Origin of the sequence: Nonomuraea sp. CA-143628 (assembly GCF_050942315.1) — a bacterium.
GTDB lineage: Bacteria > Actinomycetota > Actinomycetes > Streptosporangiales > Streptosporangiaceae > Nonomuraea.
The window spans coordinates 5,218,041-5,236,967 of record NZ_CP192072.1; the positions used below are offsets into that span (position 1 = coordinate 5,218,041).

The following is an 18,927-nucleotide window of genomic DNA, read 5'->3' on the forward strand; positions in this document are numbered from 1 at the left end:
GTTTGATAACTTACCGTTCGCTTTTGTGAGGAAGACCGTCGTGTCCAGCACGCCCGAAAACACCCCCGTCACCGGCACCGCGCGCGTCAAGCGTGGCATGGCCGAGATGCTCAAGGGCGGCGTCATCATGGACGTCGTCACCCCCGAGCAGGCGAAGATCGCCGAAGACGCCGGCGCCGTCGCCGTGATGGCCCTGGAGCGCGTGCCCGCCGACATCCGCGCGCAGGGCGGCGTGTCCCGGATGAGCGATCCCGACATGATCGACGGCATCATCGCTGCCGTGTCGATCCCGGTCATGGCCAAGGCCCGCATCGGCCACTTCACCGAGGCCCGCGTGCTGCAGGCCCTGGGCGTCGACTATGTCGACGAGTCCGAGGTGCTGACCCCGGCCGACTACGCCAACCACATCGACAAGTGGCAGTTCACCGTGCCCTTCGTGTGCGGCGCGACGAACCTGGGCGAGGCCCTGCGCCGCATCACCGAGGGCGCGGCCATGATCCGCTCCAAGGGTGAGGCCGGCACCGGCGACGTCTCCAACGCGGTCACCCACATGCGGACGATCCGCGGTGAGCTCAAGCGGCTCAGCTCGCTGCCCGAGGACGAGCTCTACGTCGCGGCCAAGGAGCTGCAGGCGCCGTACGAGCTGGTCGCCGAGGTGGCCCGCACCGGCAAGCTGCCCGTCGTGCTGTTCACCGCGGGCGGCATCGCCACCCCGGCCGACGCGGCGATGATGATGCAGCTCGGCGCCGAGGGCGTGTTCGTCGGCTCCGGCATCTTCAAGTCCGGCGACCCGGCCAAGCGCGCCGCCGCCATCGTCAAGGCCACCACGTTCTACGACGACCCCGACGTGATCGCCAAGGTCTCGCGCGGGCTGGGCGAGGCGATGGTCGGCATCAACGTCGACGACATCCCCCAGCCGCACCGCCTCGCCGAGCGCGGTTGGTGACATCGGCCGCTGTGCGGCGTGTCGCCGCAGGTCACGCATGACTCGGGATGAAATGATCTAGTACGCCGGGCACACCGCCACGACGACGGAAATTTCCGAAGAAGGCGATATCCGTGAAGGATGTCGCCTTTTTCGTGTTAGGTGGTGTTCACCCGGGCGTCACGATTCTGAGTCAGGCTACGGGACGCCCCCTCCCCATTGATCGTCCCAGGAGCGCCCCGTGTCCAAGCTCAACCGCCGGCACTTCCTCGTCGCCGGGTTAACCGCGGGTGCCGCCGCGGCTCTCCCGGCCACCGCCGCCCACGCCGACCCCACCCCTGACCCCGCCGCCGAGACCGCCCAAAGCCTGGCCTCGCGGGGCCTGACCACCGACCCGTTCACGCTCGGCGTCGCGAGCGGCGACCCCGACCACGAGGGCTTCGTGCTGTGGACCCGGCTGGCCCAGCAGCCGCTGGCCGAGGACGGTTTCGGCGGCATGCCGCAGCGGCCGTTCCCCGTGCTGTGGCAGATCTACTCAGACGAGCGCTGCCGCCGCGTGGTCCGCGGCGGCGTCACCGCGGCCGCCCCGGAATGGGGCCACAGCGTGCACGTCGAGGTCGACAGTCTCGGCTCCGACCGTGAGTACTGGTACCGCTTCCGCGTCGGCCCCTACGTCTCGCCCGTCGGACGGGCCAGGACCGCCCCGCACCCGCTGTCGTACGGCGGCGCCCTGTCGATGGCCTTCGTCTCCTGCGCCCAGTACGAGCACGGCTACTTCACCTCCTACCGGAGGCTGGCCGAGGAGCACCCGGACCTGATCCTGCACCTGGGCGACTACCAGTACGAATACACCAAGAACACCTACAACATCCCCGGCGGCAACGTACGCGACCACGAGGGCCCCGAGACGGTCACGCTGGCCAACTACCGCCAGCGCCACGCCCAGTACAAGGCCGACCCCGACCTTCAGGCCGCCCACGCCGCCGCCCCCTGGCTCGTCGTCTTCGACGACCACGAGGTGGACAACAACTGGGCCGACGAGATCCCCGAGCACGCCGAGGACCAGCCGACCTTCCTGCAGCGCCGAGAGGCCGCCTTCCGGGCCTACTACGAGAACATGCCGCTGCGCCGCACCTCCATCCCGCGCGGCATCGACATGCAGCTCTACCGGCGCGTGCGCTGGGGCCGGATGGCCAATTTCCACATGCTCGACACCCGCCAGTACCGCGACGACCAGGGCTGCGGCGACGGCTACAAGGACTGCCCGGCCGCGGTGGACCCGGCGCGGTCGATCACCGGCGCGGCGCAGGAGGAGTGGCTGGTCGACGGCTTCCACAAGTCGCGGGCGCAGTGGGACATCATCGGCCAGCAGGTGTTCTTCGCCCAGCGCGACAACAACGCCGGCCCGGCCAAGGTCACCAGCATGGACGCCTGGGACGGGTACGTCGCCTCGCGCCAGCGGATCACGCAGGGCTGGGTCGACGCCAAGGTCCGCAACCCCGTCGTGCTGACCGGTGACGTGCACGCGCACTGGGCCAGCGACCTGAAGCTGAACTACGACGACCCGACCGGCCCGAGCGTGGGCTCCGAACTGGTGGCCAGCTCGATCTCCACCGGCGGCGACGGCGCCGACTCCGACCCGGCCACGCACCCGTTCCTGGCCATCAACCCGCACCTGAAGTTCTACAACAACCAGCGCGGCTACGTGCTGACGAAGATCGAGCGTGACGCGCTCACGGCGGACTTCAAGGTGGTGCCCCACCTGCGGGAGCCCGGCGCGGAGGCGTACACGAGGGCCACGTTCGTGGTCGAGGACCGCGTCCCCGGGGTGCAGCAGACCTACCTGCGCCCGCTCGACCCGTCCGTGCTCGCGCGGCGCGTCACGGTGGACGAGACCGTCCGCCTGGAGACCGAACGCCCGTAATTTCCGGCGAGGCGGCGTCCGAGAGGGCGCCGCCTTTTTCGCGCCTGGAATATTAGCCAGGCTAAGTTAGTTAGGCTAAGTATTATGAGGGACGATCCCACCGAGCTGGCCGAACAGGTCTCCGCGGTGCTCCGCCACCTGGTGCTGCTGCTCAGGCGCACGGTGGCGGGCCAGCCGGTCACCAGCCAGCAGTACGCCGTCCTCGGCTCCCTGGAGCCCGGCCCGCGCCGGATGACGGAGCTGGCCGAGGAGCACGCCGTACAACTGCCCACCATGTCCGTGCAGATCAACCGCCTGGAAGAGGCGGGGCTGGTGGCCAGAGGCGCCGACCCGGCCGACGCCCGCGTCAGGACGGTCGAGCTCACCGACGAGGGCCGCGTCCGGCTGCGGGCCGTACGCCAGGCCAGGATCGCCCACCTCAGCCGGGAACTGGCGGCGCTCAGCGATGACGAGCGAGCCGCCCTGGCGGTCGCCTTGCCCACGTTGGCGAAGCTCGGCCGCACATGAGAGGAGCACTATGCAGTCCGGTGGCGGAATCCTTCGTCAGCCGATGTCCGTCTGGGCCACCGCCTTCGCCGCGGTGGTCGCCTTCATGGGCATCGGTCTCGTCGACCCCATCCTGCCGTCCATCGCCCAAGGCCTGAAGGCCACACCCAGCCAGGTGTCACTGCTGTTCACCAGCTATTTCCTGGTGACCGCCGTCGCCATGCTGCTGACCGGCTGGGTCTCCAGCCGCATCGGCGGCAAGCGCACCCTGCTGGCCGGGCTCTCGCTGGTCATCGTCTTCGCCGCGCTCGCGGGCACCTCCACCAGCGTCGCCGAGCTCGTCGGCTTCCGCGCCGGCTGGGGCCTGGGCAACGCGCTGTTCGTGGCCACCGCGCTCGCCGTCATCGTCGGCGCGGCCAGCGGCGGCGGCGCCGCGGCCATCATCCTGTACGAGGCCGCGCTCGGCCTGGGCATCTCCGCCGGCCCGCTGGCCGGCGCGCTGCTCGGCGACTGGAACTGGCGAGCCCCCTTCTTCGGCACCGCCACGCTGATGGCCGCCGGTTTCGTGCTGATCGCCACGCTGCTGGAGGCGACGCCCAAACCCGCCGTCAGGACCAAGCTGAGCGCGCCCCTGCGGGCCCTGGCGCATGGGGGCCTGTCCACCACGGCCTTCACCGCGCTGTTCTACAACTTCGCCTTCTTCACGATCCTCGCCTTCACCCCGTTCATCCTGCACATGACCGCCTACGGCATCGGCGCGGTGTTCTTCGGCTGGGGCGTGTGCGTGGCGCTCGCCTCGGTGTTCGCCGCGCCCCCGCTGCAGCGCCGGATCGGCTCGGTGAACGTCCTGCACCTGGCGCTGGCCGTGCTGGCCGTCCTCCAGGTCGGCATCGCCGTGTCGGGGCACGCCGGGATCATCGTCTGCACGATCCTGTCCGGCATCCCGATCGGTCTGAACAACACCGTCTTCACCGAGTCGGCCATGGAGGTCTCCGACGCGCCCCGGCCCGTCGCCTCCGCCGGTTACAACTTCGTCCGCTGGATGGGCGGCGCGCTGGCCCCCTTCATCGCCACCAAGCTGGGCGAGGAGCTCGGCGCCCCGGTCCCGTACGCGCTCGGCGCCCTGTGCTGCCTTATCGGCATGGCCATCCTGTACGCCCGGCGCCACCACCTGAGCGCCCTGTCCCGCGTGGACGTCGTGGCCCAGGAGGCCGCCGCGGCGGCGTGATCGCCCACCCCTAGGAAGATCCCAGGCCGTCCTGGTGTTGAATTGTCCGAAACCCGTAAGCCGGACGGAAGGATCACCGTGCCCACGATCGGTGTACTCGCTCTCCAGGGGAGCGTACGCGAGCATGTGCGCATGCTCCAGGAGGCCGGCGCGTCGGCCATCGCCGTACGCCGACCCGCCGAGCTGGACACGGTCGACGGCCTGGTCATCCCCGGCGGCGAGTCGACCACGATGTGGAAGCTCGCCGACACCTTCGACCTGCTCGAACCCCTGCGGATGCGGATCAAGGACGGCATGCCCGCCTACGGCTCCTGCGCCGGCATGATCATGCTGGCCGACCGGATCGAGGACGGAGCCGAGGGACAGCAGACCATCGGCGGCATCGACATGGTCGTCAGGCGCAACGCCTTCGGCCGCCAGATCGACTCCTTCGAGTCCGATCTGGACTTCGCCGGCGAGCGGGTGCACGCCATCTTCATCCGCGCCCCATGGGTCGAATCGGTCGGCACGGACGTCGAAGTGCTGGGCATCGCCGAGCCTGGGGATAGGATCGTCGCGGTCCGCCAAGGACCGCTGCTCGCGACCTCGTTCCACCCTGAGCTGACGGGTGACACGCGCGTGCACCGTTACTTCGTAGACATGCTGAGGGAGCTCTAGGTAATGTCCGGCCACTCCAAATGGGCGACGACGAAGCACAAGAAGGCCGCGCTCGACGCCAAGCGCGGCAAGCTGTTCGCGAAGCTCATCAAGAACATCGAGGTGGCGGCCAGGACCGGCGGCCCCGATCCGGACGCCAACCCGACGCTCTTCGACGCCATCTTCAAGGCCAAGAAGAACTCGGTGCCCAACGACAACATCGAACGGGCCCGTAAGCGCGGCGGCGGCCTGGAGGCGGGCGGCGCCGACTGGCAGACCATCATGTACGAGGGCTACGCGCCCGGCGGCGTCGCGGTGCTCATCGAGTGCCTCACCGACAACCGCAACCGCGCGGCCTCCGAGGTGCGCGTCGCGCTCACCCGCAACGGCGGCTCGCTGGCCGACCCCGGCTCGGTGTCCTACATGTTCAACCGCAAGGGCGTCGTGCTCGTCCCCAAACAGGGGCTCGACGAGGACGACGTGCTGACGGCGGTGCTCGAGGTGGGCGCCGAGGAGGTCAACGACCTGGGCGACTCCTTCGAGGTCGTCTCCGAGGCCGGCGACCTGGTGCCGGTGCGCAAGGCGCTCCAGGAGGCGGGCATCGACTACGACTCCGCCGAGTCGAGCTTCCTGCCCACCATGAGCGTGCCGCTCGACGAGGACGGCGCCAAGAAGGTCTTCCGCCTCATCGACGCGCTCGAGGACAGCGACGACGTGCAGAACGTCTTCGCCAACTTCGACGTCTCCGACGAGGTCATGGAGAAGCTGGAAGCGTGATGGCGCACGCCTGATCTGAGTCCGCTGTAGGGTCGGGCGTCGTGACCTCCCCCCGTACCTCTACCGACATCTCGCCCGCCTTCGCGTCTCCGGCTCTCGGCTGGCTGCTCCTGCTGCCGGCCCTGCTGGGCACGTTGATCACCTTGCTCCTGCCCACCGTCCAGACGATCCTGCTCAGCCTCCAGTCGGCCGGGCTCACCGGCCCGAGCGTCTTCGTGGGACTGGCCAACTACGGCCAGGTGCTGGGTCAAGGGGCGTTCTGGAAGGCGCTGGTCTTCACGCTGTCCATAACGGTCATCCCGCTGCTGGTGGCCGTCGTGGTGGGACCGCTGCTCGCGCTGGCGCTCGACTGGTCGGGCGCCTGGCCGAGGCGGGCCGGGCGGATCGTGCTGTCCCTCGCCCTGGTGGCCTTCTCACCGGTGGCCGTGGCGGTCTCCTGGATGCGCGGGCTGATGCCCGACGCGTCCGGCCTGGCCACGATGGCCGAGGGCCTGCGCGACCCCGCCACGGCTCCGGGAACGCTCCAGCTCATCCTGGCCGCCGCCACCTTCGGCGTGGTCTGCGCGCTGGCGACGATGGCGTTCCTGCCCGCGCTGCGCGGTGGCACGGTCTCACCGGCCATGCTGGCCGTGGGCGGGCTCGTCGCCCTGGCGATGGTCGCCGCCGGGCTGCAGACGTTCGCGATCGGGCTGACCATGACGCACGGCGGCCCCAACGGGTCCACGCAGACGCTGAGCCTCGTCCAGTACACCTACACCTTCATGGTGGGCAGGATCGGGCTGGGCGCCACGGTGGCTACCGTCATGGGGCTGGTCCTGGGCCTCCTGGGGATCGGCGCGGTCTGCGTGGCGGCGGCGAGCGGCATGCGCATCACGATCGAGCCCCGCGGGGCGACCCCGGATCAGGCCGTCGTACGCGCCGGCTCCGGAGCCAAGGTGATCGTCGGCGTGGTGGCGCTGGTGCTCGTCACCGCCGTCGGGCTCGCCTTGACCTGGCCGTGGCTGTCGGCGCTGCTGGCGCCCGCCCAGCCGGGATCCGCGGCCCCGTCCGGGTGGCGCACGGTCCTCAACACCTGGGCGCCCGCCCTGATCGGCGCGCTGGTGTCGGTGGGCGTCGCCTACCTCGGGGCCCTCGGCATCGGCGGGCTGCGGCCGCTGGGCCGCAGGAGCGAGTGGCTGCTGCTGGTGTTCGCCCCCTGGCTGTTCGTCGGGATGGGCCCGCTGAGCCTGGCCGGCTGGCGCACCATCCGCGGCATGAGCCTGATCGACTCCTTCATCGCCCTCGTCCAGCCGGTGCTGGTCAGCGTGCCCGCCCTGCTGATCCTGACGCTGCTGTGCAAGGGGCTGGCCGCGCGTGCCGGCAAGGACTTCCTGAGCGGCGTGGTCCTGCCCTCACTCCCCATGGCCGGCATCCTCGTCCTGGCCGTCACGCTCGTGAACGGCCAGGACCTCCTGTGGCCCCTGCTGGTCGCCCAGGACCCCGGCCTGGCCACCGCGCCGGTCGAGCTGCTCACCCGGACGAGCGGCTACACCTCGGCCCCGCCCGACGTCGGCCTGGCCACGCCGCTGGCCGTGGTCGCGGTCGCCCTGATCGGGATCGTCGCCGCGCAGCTGCTCTACCTCGACCGGCTCGCCATCACCGTGGGCCGTTCGCGGGCGGATGCCTCACCTGCGTAAATTGTGGGACCGTGGACATCCGTGATGTGACCTCCGACGACCTCGACGCCGTTCTCGACCTCCGCCAGCGCGCCTTCGGCCTGATCCCGGCCGCCGAGCGGGAGCCCTGGCGCCAGGCGGCGCTGCCGGCGCTGGCCGAAGGCCGCCTGCTGGGCATGTTCGACGGGCCCAGGCTGGTCGCGTCCTCGCGGCTGCGCCCGTTCACCCAGTGGTGGCACGGCAAGCCGCAGCCGCTGGCCGGGGTCGCGGCCGTCACCGTCAGCCCGGAGGATCGCGGCAAGGGCGTCGGCGGCCGGCTCACGCAGGCCACCGTGGAGCGGGCCGTGGCGTTCGGCGATGCCGTGTCCGCGCTCTATCCGGCCACCACGCCGCTCTACCGCTCGGCCGGCTACGAACACGCGGGAGCCCAGCACCGCGTCACGCTCCCGGCCGAGGCGCTGCGGACGATCCCGCCGAGCGGCCGGGTCGAGCTGCGCAGGATGGGTCCCGGCGACGCGGCCGAGGTGGTCTCGGTGCTGCGGCGGGCATACGGCGCCGCGCGCGCCTCCGGCCCCATCTCCTGGGACGAGCGCACCTGGGCGCTGCGGCTCGGCCAGGAGGACGATTTCCTCTATCTGGCGCCGGACGGCTACGTCGTCTACCGCTGGGCCGGCCCGGACATCGAGGTCGACAACCTCGTCGCCGAGTCCGAGGAGACCGCCAGGGCGCTGTGGTCGCTGGTGGGCAGCGCGTCGTCGATGGCCGAGCACGTCACCGCCAACGTCGCGCCCGACGACCCGGTGCTGTGGCTGCTGCGTGAGCGGTCCACGGAGCGCATCAAGCAGGTGCGGTGGATGTTCCGCGTCCTCGACGTGGCGGCCGCCGTGGAGCGCAGGGGATACCCGGCCGCCGTCGCGGGCGAGGTGGTCGTCGAGGTGACCGACCGGCTGCGGGCGGGCAACACGGGGCGCTGGCGGCTGGAGTTCTCCGGCGGCTGCGGGGCCGCCACGCCGCTCGGGGACTCGGGGGAGGCCGGGGCGGTGCTGTCGATCAACGGCCTGTCCGCCCTGTACGCGGGGATCCCGGCGGCCACGCTGCGGCGCGGCGGCCTCATGTCCGGGCACGAGCGCTACGACGAGCTGCTGGACACCGTCTTCGCCGCCAAGCCGTACATGCTGGACTACTTCTGACCGCCCCGGCCACGTCCGCCCATGCTCGCGGGCGTTTCCCGATGCGCGGGCACGTCAGCCGAGGTAGAGTCTCGTGCCGAACAGATGTTCGGCGGCGCGGGGAGGCAGGCCGGTGCGGGTGATGGGCGTCGATCCGGGGCTGACCCGGTGCGGCCTTGGCGCGGTCGAGGGGCGGCCGGGCGCGCCGCTGTCCTTGGTGGCCGTCGGCGTGGTGCGCACCGGCGCCGACGAGGAGCTGGGCACCCGGCTGGTCGGCATCGAGGCCGGCATCGAGCAGTGGCTCGACGACGTGCGCCCCGACGCGGTGGCGGTCGAGCGGGTGTTCAGCCAGCACAACGTCCGCACGGTCATGGGCACCGCCCAGGCGGCGGGCATCGCGGTCCTGTGCGCGGCCAGGCGCGGCCTGCCCGTCGCGCTCCACACCCCGTCCGAGGTCAAGGCCGCCATCACCGGCAGCGGCACCGCCGACAAGAAGCAGATCGGCGCCATGGTGACCCGCCTCCTGCGGCTCAGCGAGATGCCCAGGCCCGCCGACGCCGCCGACGCGCTCGCCCTGGCCATCTGCCACGTGTGGCGCGGCGGCGCCCAGCACAAGCTGGCCGAGGCCGTGGCAAGGGCCCAGAGCCGCACGGCCCGGGGCCGTACGACAGGGAAGGACGTGGCGCTGTGATCGCGTCCGTGGCCGGGCAGGTGACGGCGATCACCCCCTACGGCGCGGTGATCGAGGTCGGCGGGGTCGGCATCCTCACCCACTGCACACCCGCCACCCTCGCCGCGCTCAGAGTGGGCGAGGAGGCGCGGCTGGCCACGTCGCTGGTGGTGCGGGAGGAGTCGCTCACCCTCTACGGCTTCGCCACCGCCGACGAGCGCACCGTCTTCGAGCTGCTCCAGACGGCCAGCGGCGTCGGCCCCAAGGTGGCGCTGGCCATGCTCGCCGTCCACACGCCCAACGCGCTGCGCGTCGCCGTGGCCTCGGCCGACCTCAAGGCGCTCACCAAGGTGCCGGGCATCGGCCCCAAAGGCGCCCAGCGCATCGTGCTGGAGCTCAAGGACCGGCTCGGCACGCCCGACGAGGCGCTCGACGCGGCCCTCAACGGCGACCGGCGGGCGGCGGCCTGGCGCGACCAGGTCCACTCGGGCCTGGTCGGGCTGGGCTACTCCGGCAAGGACGCCGACGAGGCCATCGCCGCGGTCGAGCCGGAGGCGGGCGACGATCCGCAGATCGCCGTCCTGCTCAAGGCCGCCCTGCGAACGCTGAGCAGCGCGCGATGAGCGGTGCGGTGATGAGCGGGGAGGTCCAGGCGTGAGCCTTGAACGTGATCTCGTCTCGCCCGACGCCGAGGGCGACGAGCTGCAGATCGAGGCGGCACTGCGGCCCAAGCGGCTGAGCGAGTTCATCGGCCAGGCGCGGGTGCGGGAGCAGCTGTCGCTGGTGCTGGAGAGCGCCATGCGGCGCAATCGGCCGCCGGATCATGTGCTGATGAGTGGTTCGCCGGGTCTGGGCAAGACGACACTGGCTATGATCATCGCAGCCGAGTTGAGCGCTCCGCTCCGCATCACCTCAGGGCCGGCCCTGGAGCGGGCCGGTGACCTCGCGGCCATCCTGTCGACGCTGGCCGAGGGCGAGGTGCTGTTCATCGACGAGATCCACCGAATGGCCCGCCCCGCGGAGGAGATGCTCTACCTCGCGATGGAGGACTTCCGGGTCGACATCATCGTCGGCAAGGGCCCCGGCGCCACCGCGATCCCGCTCGACATCGCGCCGTTCACCCTGGTCGGCGCCACCACCAGGGCCGGTCTGCTGCCCGCGCCGCTGCGCGACCGGTTCGGCTTCACCGCGCACATGGACTTCTACGAGGTCGAGGAGCTGGAGCGGGTCCTTTACCGCTCGGCCAGGCTGCTCGAGGTGACGCTGCCGGGCGAGGGGGCGCACGAGATCGCCAGGCGCTCGCGCGGCACGCCCCGCATCGCCAACCGCCTGCTGCGCCGGGTCCGCGACTTCGCCGACGTGCGCACGGAAGGCGTCATCGACCGCGACATCGCCTCCGCGGCCCTCAACCTGTACGAAGTCGACCCCGAAGGGCTCGACCGGCTCGACCGCGCGGTGCTCGGGGTGCTGCTGCGCAAGTTCGGCGGCGGCCCCGTCGGCCTGTCGACGCTCGCGGTGGCCGTCGGCGAGGAGCCGGAGACGGTCGAAGTGGTGGCCGAACCCTTCCTCGTACGCCAAGGACTGCTGGCCAGGACCCCGCGCGGCCGGGTCGCCACCGCCGCGGCGTGGCACCACCTCGGGATGACTCCGCCACCCGACGCATTCGGAGCGACACTTTTCGACTGATCACAGAACGGTTGCAACCGTTTCAATATGGGAACTTCCCCGCGCGCCGAAACGCTGCTTCGTTGCCGCGTTTCGCAACAAGCGCCTACACTCCGTGGCTTGGCTGGCTGTGTAGGCTGACGGGCTGAGCGGCGCGGCCCCGAGGCTACGCACGGAATTTCCGGCGCGAGGCCGGTGTCAACTTCTTGTACGACAATGGAAGGTCGCCCCTTATGAACATGGGACAACTCGGAAGCATCCTGCCGCTGATCCTTCTGGTGGTGGTGTTCTACTTCTTGCTGATCCGTCCCCAGCGCAAGCGCCAGCAAGAAGCGACCGCCATGCAGAACTCATTGGCTCCGGGTGCCCGTGTCATGACCACCACCGGCCTGTTCGGAACGGTGGTCGCGGTGGACAATGAGGACGTGATTCTCGAGGTCGCCCCCGGGATCGAGACCCGATGGGTGAAGGCCGCCATCGGGCGTGTCGTCACTCCCGGAGACGCTCCGGCCGACGAGCCTCTCGCCGACGAGCCCGTCGCGGACGACACGGCCGGCCACGAGGTAGTCAAGGGCGACGACGACAAGGACGACACTCCCCGTGAGGAGACCGAGACGACCGTGGAGCGCAACGGCGGCAAGGACTCCAGCACCAAGCAGTCCTGACTAGGCTCTGCCTCAAACCCCTATCTGAAAGACTGACGACCAGTGGCCCGACCGACCAGCCGCCACAGCCGACCGGGGCGAACGCTCCTGGTGCTGCTGGCGCTCATCATCGCCCTCGGTGGGACGATGTTCCTGCAGAAGGCGTTCACGCCCAAGCTGGCACTCGACCTCGCCGGCGGCACGACGGTGACTCTGTCTCCCCAGACCCTGAACGGCGCCTCTCCGCCTGAGGAGATCCTGGACCGCGCGGTGAACATCATCCGCGACCGGGTCAACGGCACCGGCCTGTCCGACGCGGAGGTCGCCAAGTCAGGCGACAACATCATCATCTCCGTTCCGGGCGCGGGTCAGGAGGAGGTCATCAAGCTGGTCGGCACCACGGCGGAGCTCCGCTTCCGCCAGGTGCTCGCCATGGCGGCCACGCAGGCTCCGCAGGAGCTCGCCACCGAGGCCCCCAAGCCGGGCACCTCGCCGTCCGCCGCCCCGTCCAGCACGGCGACCTCCAAGCCGTCGGCCAAGCCGTCCTCGTCGGCGAAGGCCCCCCAGCCCAGCGCGTCGCCCACCGGCAAGGCCCTGTCCTCGGCGCTCGTCGCGCCGACGGCCACCCCGTCGGCCAGTGCACCGGCGACCGAGGCGCCCAAGGCCCAGGAGACGCCGAAGGCTCAGGAGACCAAGAAGGGCCAGAAGGACGCCAAGACCACCCCGGCGCCCACCCCGACGTCGAGCGGCCAGCCGCCCGCCCAGGACCCCAATGCGGGGATCAACACCCAGGGCATCGACCCGGCCGTGCTCGCGCAGTTCAACAAGCTCGACTGCAGCGACCCGAAGAACCGCGGCAAGGGCGTTCAGGACGACCCGAAAAAGCAGTTCGCCGCGTGTGAGTCCGACGGCAGCCTCAAGTACGTCCTCGACGTGGCCAAGGTCGTCGGCACCGACATCGCCTCGGCCAACGCCGGCGTCCAGCAGGGCAGCACGCAGTGGCTCGTCCAGCTCGACTTCAAGAGCAGCGGCGCGAGTGAGTGGAGCAAGCTCACCTCGACCGCGTACAACTCGCAGGACCCGCGCAACAAGGTCGCCGTCGTGCTCGACGGCGTCGTGATCACCGCGCCCAACATCATCGGCCCGATCCCGGGCGGTCGCGCCGAGATCACCGGCGGCTTCACCCAGAAGACCGCCACCGACCTGGCCGACCAGCTGAAGTACGGCGCGCTGCCGCTGAAGTTCAACCCCAGCTCGATCGACACCGTGTCCTCGACGCTCGGCCAGGACCAGCTCATGGGCGGCCTGATCTCCGGCGCCTTCGGCCTGGCCCTCGTGGTGCTCTACTCGCTGTTCTACTACCGCGGCCTGGGCATCGTCGCCGTCCTCAGCCTCGGGGTCGCCACGGTCATCACCTACACGGCGGTGGTCGTGCTCGGCCACAACGCCGGGTTCCGGCTGTCGCTGCCGCACATCATCGGCCTGGTGGTCTCGATCGGCATCACCGCCGACTCCTTCATCGTCTACTTCGAACGCATTCGAGATGAGATGAAGGAAGGGCGGCGGACGCTTCGCGCGGCCGTCGAGGTGGCCTGGGTGCGTGCGCGGCGCACCATCTTGATCGCCGACGCCGTCATGTTCATCGCCGCGATCGTGCTCTATCTGCTGGCCGTGGGCGGTGTGGCCGGGTTCGCGTTCGCGATGGGCCTGACCACGCTGATCGACATCGTGGTGGTGTTCCTGTTCACCAAGCCGCTCATCGCGGTGCTGGCCAAGCTCAAGTTCTTCGCCAAGGGTCACCCGCTGTCCGGCCTCGACTCCGAGCGTATGGGCCAGGACCTTGGCTCCACCGGCCGTACGACCACCCCGCAGGAGGCCTGAGATGGGACTGGGGCGTCGCCTCTACCGCGGCGAGATCGACGTTGACTTCGTCGGCCGCTGGAAGCTCTGGTACAGCCTTTCCGGCTTCCTGCTGATCGTCTCCCTCGCCGGGCTGCTCATCAACGGGCTCAACCTGGGCGTGGAGTTCAAGGGCGGGTCGGTCTTCTCCTTCAAGGCGCAGACCGCCACCATCCAGCAGGTCCGCTCCTCCTTCCTCGACGAGGGCGTGCACCAGCCGATCGTGCAGACGGCCGGCGACCGCTGGCGGGTCACCACCGAGGCCCTTGACACGGCGGCGGTGACCAAGGTCCAGAACGGCATCGCGAAGGACTTCAGCGTCCCGGTCAAGGATGTCGACATCCAGTCGATCGGCGCGTCCTGGGGCGGTGAGGTCTCCAATAAGGCGTGGATCGGCCTGGGCGTCTTCATGCTGGCGATCATTCTCTACCTGTCCATGGCGTTCGAGCCGAAGATGGCGCTGGCCGCCATCGTCGCGCTCATCCACGACCTCGTCATCACGGCGGGCGTCTACGCCTGGTCGGGCTTCGAGGTGACGCCCGCGACGCTGCTCGGCTTCCTGACCATCCTCGGTTATTCGCTCTACGACGCGGTCGTGGTGTTCGACATGATCAAGGAAGTCACGGCCAAGCTGGGCACCACGTCGAAGCAGACCTACTCGATGGCGGCCAACAACGCCCTCAACCACACGCTGATCCGATCTCTGAACACCTCGCTGGTCGCGATCCTGCCGGTGGCGGCGATCCTGTTCATCGGCACCACGCTGCTCGGCGCGGGCACGCTGAAGGACCTGTCGCTGGCACTGTTCGTCGGCATGATCGTCGGCACCTACTCCTCGCTGTGCGTGGCCACGCCGCTGCTGGTGACGCTGAAGGAGCGGGAGCCGAAATACCAGGCCATCGCCAGGCGGCTCGCCTCCACCGGCACCAAGGGTGGCAAGGGCGCCAAGAGCGCGGCGACGGCCAAGGGCTAGCCGGCTCGGCCCACACGGGCCCGCACACGCACGAACGACGCCTCCGCCCAGATGGGTGGGGGCGTCGGCTTGTAGAAGCCCTGAGGGCCCTCACAGGGCCGGACATAACCGGGTGAATGCCACTTACCACCCCCCGGCGGGCGCCGGTGGTCCGCCGGATGGGCCATCATGGAGGCCGTCAGTCGTGGGAGAGGACCGCCAGGCGGTCAACCGAAGGAGTGCCGTCATGAGCGACCTGAGCTCGTTGATCTGTGACCGGATCAGGGACGTTCCCGACTATCCCCAGGCGGGGGTCATGTTCAAGGACATCACCCCGCTGCTGGCCGACCCGGTGGCGTTCACGGCCGTGGTCGACGAACTGGCCGGCGCGTTCGACGTGGACAAGATCGTCGGGATCGAGGCGCGGGGCTTCATTCTGGCCGCTCCGGTGGCCTACCGGGCGGGGGCCGGATTCGTGCCCATCAGAAAAAAGGGCAAACTCCCCTCCGAAACCCTGGAGGAGTCCTACGATCTCGAGTACGGATCCGCGACCATCGAGGTGCACCGCGACGCCTTCGCCGAAGGCGACCGGGTGCTCATCGTCGATGACGTGCTCGCCACCGGCGGCACGGCGGAGGCCACCGTACAACTGGTGCGCAGGGCCGGTGCCGAGGTCGTCGGCGTCGCCGTACTGATGGAGCTGGCCTTTCTCAAGGGACGCGAGCGTCTCGCGGGAGTGGATTTGCGCTCCCTTGTGATCGTCTGAGCCCGCCCCGAGAGAGGCCAGGTTTCTCACCTGGATACACTGGGGGGCCTGGACTCGATGGTAAGGAGTCTGTGTGCCCCGTGATGTGGTCGTGCCCGACGTAACCGACGCTGGGAGTGCCGAGACGGCGCCCGGTGTCCCGGCGGTGCGTCGACGGCGATTTGGGGGTGGGGCCATGAATCCGGTGCTGGAGCCGCTGTTCAGGACGGTTCGCGCCACCCACCCCAAGGCCGACCTGCGCCTGATCGAGCACGCCTACGACGTCGCCGCCTACCATCACCGCGACCAGAAGCGGAAGAGCGGCGACCCGTACATCACCCACCCGCTGGCCGTGGCCACCATCCTGGCCGAGCTGGGCACCGACGACGAGACGCTGTGCGCGGCCCTGCTGCACGACACCGTCGAGGACACCGCCTACGGCCTCGACGAGCTGCGCGGCGACTTCGGCGAGACGATCGCGTCGCTGGTCGACGGGGTCACCAAGCTCGACAAGGTCAAGTTCGGCGACGCCGCGCAGGCCGAGACCGTGCGCAAGATGGTCGTGGCGATGTCGCGCGACATCCGGGTGCTGATCATCAAGCTGGCCGACCGGCTGCACAACATGCGCACGATGCGTTACCTGCCCGAGCACAAGCGCCACCAGAAGTCCCGCGAGACCCTGGAGATCTTCGCCCCGCTGGCCCACCGCCTGGGCATGAACACCATCAAGTGGGAGCTCGAGGACCTCGCCTTCGCCATGCTCTACCCCAAGCGCTACGACGAGATCGCGCGCATGGTGTCGGAGCGGGCCCCGCGCAGGGACCTGTTCCTGCAGGAGGTCATCGAGAAGGTCTCCGGCGACCTGCGCGACGCCAAGATCCGCGCGCTGGTCAAGGGCCGGCCCAAGCACTACTACTCGGTCTACCAGAAGATGATCGCCAGGGACGTCGCCTTCGACGACATCTACGACCTGGTGGGCATCAGAGTCCTCGTCGACAGCGTGCGCGACTGCTATGCGGCCCTCGGGACGATCCACGCGCGCTGGAACCCGGTCCCCGGCCGGTTCAAGGACTACATCGCGATGCCCAAGTTCAACATGTACCAATCGCTGCACACCACGGTGATCGGTCCCGAGGGCAAGCCCGTCGAGCTGCAGATCCGCACGCACGCCATGCACCACAGGGCCGAATACGGCGTGGCCGCCCACTGGAAGTACAAAGAGGAGGTCGGCGCCCCGGGCCCGGCCGGCAAGGTCAAGCCGGGCAGCGACATGGCCTGGCTGCGTCAGCTCCTCGACTGGCAGAAGGAGACCTCCGACCCGGGCGAGTTCCTGGAGTCGCTCCGCTTCGACCTGTCGGTCTCCGAGGTCTACGTCTTCACTCCGCGCGGCCAGGTGGTGGCGCTGCCGGAGGGGGCGACCCCGGTCGACTTCGCCTACGCGGTCCACACCGAGGTCGGTCACCGCTGCATCGGCGCCCGCGTGAACGGCCGCCTGGTGCCGCTGGAGTCGCGGCTGGGCAACGGCGACACGGTCGAGATCTTCACCTCGAAGTCGCCCGACGCCGGTCCGTCACGCGACTGGCTCAAGTTCGTCAAGTCCGGCCGCGCCCGCAACAAGATCCGCCAGTGGTTCTCCAAGGAGCGCCGCGAGACCGCGATCGAGGCGGGCAAGGAGGCCATCGGCCGCGCCATGCGCAAGCAGGGGCTGCCGCTGCAACGCCTGATGTCCGGCGAGTCGCTGCTGGCCCTGGCCCGCGACCTGCGCTATCCCGACGTGTCCGCGCTCTACGCGGCCGTGGGGGAGGGACACGTCGCCGCGCAGACGGTCGTGCAGAAGCTCGTGGCCTCCATAGGCGGCGTCGACAGCGCCGAGGAGGACATCGCCGAGACCTCGCTCCCGACGCGCCTGCGCGGCCGTCCCCGGGGCGGCGGCGCGGGCGTGGTCGTCGCGGGCGACTCCGATGTCTGGGTACGCCTGTCGAAGTGCTGCACCCCGGTGCCCGGCGACGAGATCGTCGGCTTCGTCACCCGGGGGCACGGCGTGTCGGTGCACCGCGCCGACTGCACCAACATCATGCAGCTCAAGTCGCAGCCCGACCGTCTGGTGGAGGTGAGCTGGTCGCCGGGCGACGACTCGGTCTTCCTGGTGGCCATCCAGGTCGAGGCCCTCGACCGGCCCCGCCTGCTGTCCGACGTCACCCGGACCCTGTCCGACCAGCACGTCAACATCCTCAGCGCCTCGGTGACCACGTCGCGAGACCGGGTGGCGGTCAGCAAGTTCACCTTCGAGATGGGCGATCCCAAGCATCTCGGTCATGTGCTGAAGGCCGTTCGCAACATTCAGGGCGTTTTCGACGTCTACCGGGTCAGCGGCGCGAGCACGTAGCCAGACCAGGAGATCAGGCGCCGGGCCGGCGGCCCAGGTGTGTGGACAGATCGGGCAGGTTGACCACGATCGCGTCCTGCGTGCTGCGGGCGATGACGACCACGGCCTCCTGCTCCGGATCGGGGTTCTCCTCGCGGTGCGGGACGTAGGGCGGGACGAAGATGTAGTCACCGGGCTTCGTCTCCAGCCGCGTCTCGCGTGCGTCCTGGGGGTTGAGGAACACGAACGACGGTGTGCCGCTGACGACGTAGATGGCCGTCTCCGACTCCCCGTGGTGGTGATCGGCCGAGCGGGTCGACGGGGCTACGTGGGTCTGGCCCATCCACAGCTTGCCGGACCCGGCCGTGCGCCCGCTGACGGCGGCCAGGCGATGCATGCCGGAGCTCTGGGCGGTCTCGGACGTCAGATCGCCTGAGGCGATGTGGCGCAGCCGCTGGTGGAACGGGTCCCCATCGGCCCGGTAACCCTCCCACAGGCGCCCTCCGGCCCGCTCCAGCACGCTTCCTGCCGTGGCGGCCAGGCGTACCGGATCGTCGTGGGCGGACAGCAGCTCGTCGGCGAGCGCGGCGTCGTAGGCGCGCAGCTCGCGCAGCAGCCACTTGCCCGAGCCGTGCCAGCGGCCCGCTGACGTCAGCGCCAGCCGGGCCGACTCCTGGACGACCTGCCAGCGGATGAACGCCAGCTCGCCCGGGTCCGTCGCGCCCGCCAGGTCGTCGAGCAGGTCCGACAGGACATAGCGGGCCCAGTCCAGCGTCCGGGGCGCGGCGGGGCCGGGACCGGCGGAGAGGCGTTCGCGCATGACCGCCTGGACCTCGGCGGCGCGGCCCACCCGGTCGGTGAGCACCACGCCGTCGGCGCACAGGCGCGGCAGGGTCGGCCGTTGGCGGGCCAGATCGCGGTCGGCCCAGGCGGTCAGGCTCAGCTCGTTGTGCACCAGCAGCTCGACCGGCCAGTCATGCCACCGCAGCGACTCGCGGTAGGACACGGCCAGGTCGTCCAGCACGACGACCACGTCGAGATCGGACCGGCTCGTCCGGTCGCCGGTCAGTACGCCGCCACCCAGGAAGGCGTAGAGCGCGTCCGGGAACAGCTCGGCGACCAGGGCGCGCGCGGCGGGCACAGGTTCCATGCCCAACACCCTAGAACTCCCCGAGCCGGCCGGGCAC

The 18,927-nt window shown here is 70.1% G+C and carries 17 protein-coding genes; 16 read left to right on the plus strand and 1 reads right to left on the minus strand.

Annotated features, from left to right (window positions below; all coding sequences use genetic code 11):
* Nucleotides 1-25: 25 nt before the first annotated feature.
* From pdxS to ACQP2T_RS23920, 16 genes are all read left to right on the plus strand, one after another.
* Complete coding sequence (gene pdxS, locus ACQP2T_RS23845) at nt 26-946, plus strand: pyridoxal 5'-phosphate synthase lyase subunit PdxS (protein ID WP_357654753.1); 921 nt, start codon at nt 26-28, stop codon at nt 944-946.
* A 220-nt stretch (nt 947-1,166) separates the two neighbouring features.
* Nucleotides 1,167-2,849, plus strand: a complete 1,683-nt coding sequence (locus ACQP2T_RS23850; RefSeq protein ID WP_433518302.1) for an alkaline phosphatase D family protein — start codon at nt 1,167-1,169, stop codon at nt 2,847-2,849.
* Nucleotides 2,850-2,933: 84 nt separating this feature from the next.
* The gene (locus ACQP2T_RS23855) at nt 2,934-3,356 is read left to right on the plus strand and encodes a MarR family winged helix-turn-helix transcriptional regulator (protein ID WP_358545928.1); all 423 of its coding nucleotides are present in this window, start codon (nt 2,934-2,936) and stop codon (nt 3,354-3,356) included.
* Between the two features lie 43 nt (nt 3,357-3,399).
* Complete coding sequence (locus tag ACQP2T_RS23860) at nt 3,400-4,563, plus strand: MFS transporter (protein ID WP_433518303.1); 1,164 nt, start codon at nt 3,400-3,402, stop codon at nt 4,561-4,563.
* Between the two features lie 132 nt (nt 4,564-4,695).
* Entirely contained in the window at nt 4,696-5,220 is a 525-nt protein-coding gene (pdxT, locus tag ACQP2T_RS23865) for a pyridoxal 5'-phosphate synthase glutaminase subunit PdxT (protein ID WP_433519817.1), read from the plus strand.
* Nucleotides 5,221-5,223: 3 nt separating this feature from the next.
* Complete coding sequence (locus tag ACQP2T_RS23870) at nt 5,224-5,976, plus strand: YebC/PmpR family DNA-binding transcriptional regulator (RefSeq protein ID WP_357955574.1); 753 nt, start codon at nt 5,224-5,226, stop codon at nt 5,974-5,976.
* A 41-nt stretch (nt 5,977-6,017) separates the two neighbouring features.
* Nucleotides 6,018-7,652 (plus strand): carbohydrate ABC transporter permease, encoded by a 1,635-nt coding sequence (locus ACQP2T_RS23875; RefSeq protein WP_433518304.1) that lies wholly within the window; start codon nt 6,018-6,020, stop codon nt 7,650-7,652.
* A gap of 11 nt (nt 7,653-7,663) precedes the next feature.
* The gene (locus tag ACQP2T_RS23880) at nt 7,664-8,821 is read left to right on the plus strand and encodes a GNAT family N-acetyltransferase (protein WP_433518305.1); all 1,158 of its coding nucleotides are present in this window, start codon (nt 7,664-7,666) and stop codon (nt 8,819-8,821) included.
* A gap of 112 nt (nt 8,822-8,933) precedes the next feature.
* Nucleotides 8,934-9,491, plus strand: coding sequence for a crossover junction endodeoxyribonuclease RuvC (gene ruvC / locus ACQP2T_RS23885; protein ID WP_433519818.1), 558 nt, complete (start codon nt 8,934-8,936; stop codon nt 9,489-9,491).
* A complete protein-coding gene (gene ruvA / locus ACQP2T_RS23890; protein ID WP_433518306.1) occupies nt 9,488-10,093 on the plus strand; it encodes a Holliday junction branch migration protein RuvA in 606 nt (201 codons plus the stop codon). The genes ruvC and ruvA overlap by 4 nt, the downstream gene beginning before the upstream one ends.
* A 31-nt stretch (nt 10,094-10,124) precedes the next feature.
* Nucleotides 10,125-11,156 (plus strand): Holliday junction branch migration DNA helicase RuvB, encoded by a 1,032-nt coding sequence (ruvB, locus tag ACQP2T_RS23895; RefSeq protein ID WP_357955567.1) that lies wholly within the window; start codon nt 10,125-10,127, stop codon nt 11,154-11,156.
* A gap of 218 nt (nt 11,157-11,374) precedes the next feature.
* Complete coding sequence (gene yajC / locus ACQP2T_RS23900) at nt 11,375-11,800, plus strand: preprotein translocase subunit YajC (protein WP_433518307.1); 426 nt, start codon at nt 11,375-11,377, stop codon at nt 11,798-11,800.
* A 42-nt stretch (nt 11,801-11,842) separates the two neighbouring features.
* Nucleotides 11,843-13,660, plus strand: coding sequence for a protein translocase subunit SecD (gene secD, locus ACQP2T_RS23905; protein WP_433518308.1), 1,818 nt, complete (start codon nt 11,843-11,845; stop codon nt 13,658-13,660).
* Between the two features lies 1 nt (nt 13,661).
* Nucleotides 13,662-14,651: a protein translocase subunit SecF gene (secF, locus tag ACQP2T_RS23910; protein ID WP_433518309.1), complete on the plus strand. Its 990-nt coding sequence runs from the start codon at nt 13,662-13,664 to the stop codon at nt 14,649-14,651.
* 226 nt (nt 14,652-14,877) lie between these two features.
* Nucleotides 14,878-15,396 (plus strand): adenine phosphoribosyltransferase, encoded by a 519-nt coding sequence (locus ACQP2T_RS23915; protein WP_357955560.1) that lies wholly within the window; start codon nt 14,878-14,880, stop codon nt 15,394-15,396.
* A 175-nt stretch (nt 15,397-15,571) separates the two neighbouring features.
* On the plus strand, nt 15,572-17,761 hold the full coding sequence (locus ACQP2T_RS23920) for a RelA/SpoT family protein (RefSeq protein ID WP_357955558.1): 2,190 nt from the start codon (nt 15,572-15,574) through the stop codon (nt 17,759-17,761).
* A gap of 13 nt (nt 17,762-17,774) precedes the next feature.
* Here the strand turns inward: ACQP2T_RS23920 and ACQP2T_RS23925 are convergent, their stop codons facing one another.
* A complete protein-coding gene (locus ACQP2T_RS23925; protein ID WP_433518310.1) occupies nt 17,775-18,890 on the minus strand; it encodes a cupin domain-containing protein in 1,116 nt (371 codons plus the stop codon).
* Nucleotides 18,891-18,927: the final 37 nt, after the last annotated feature.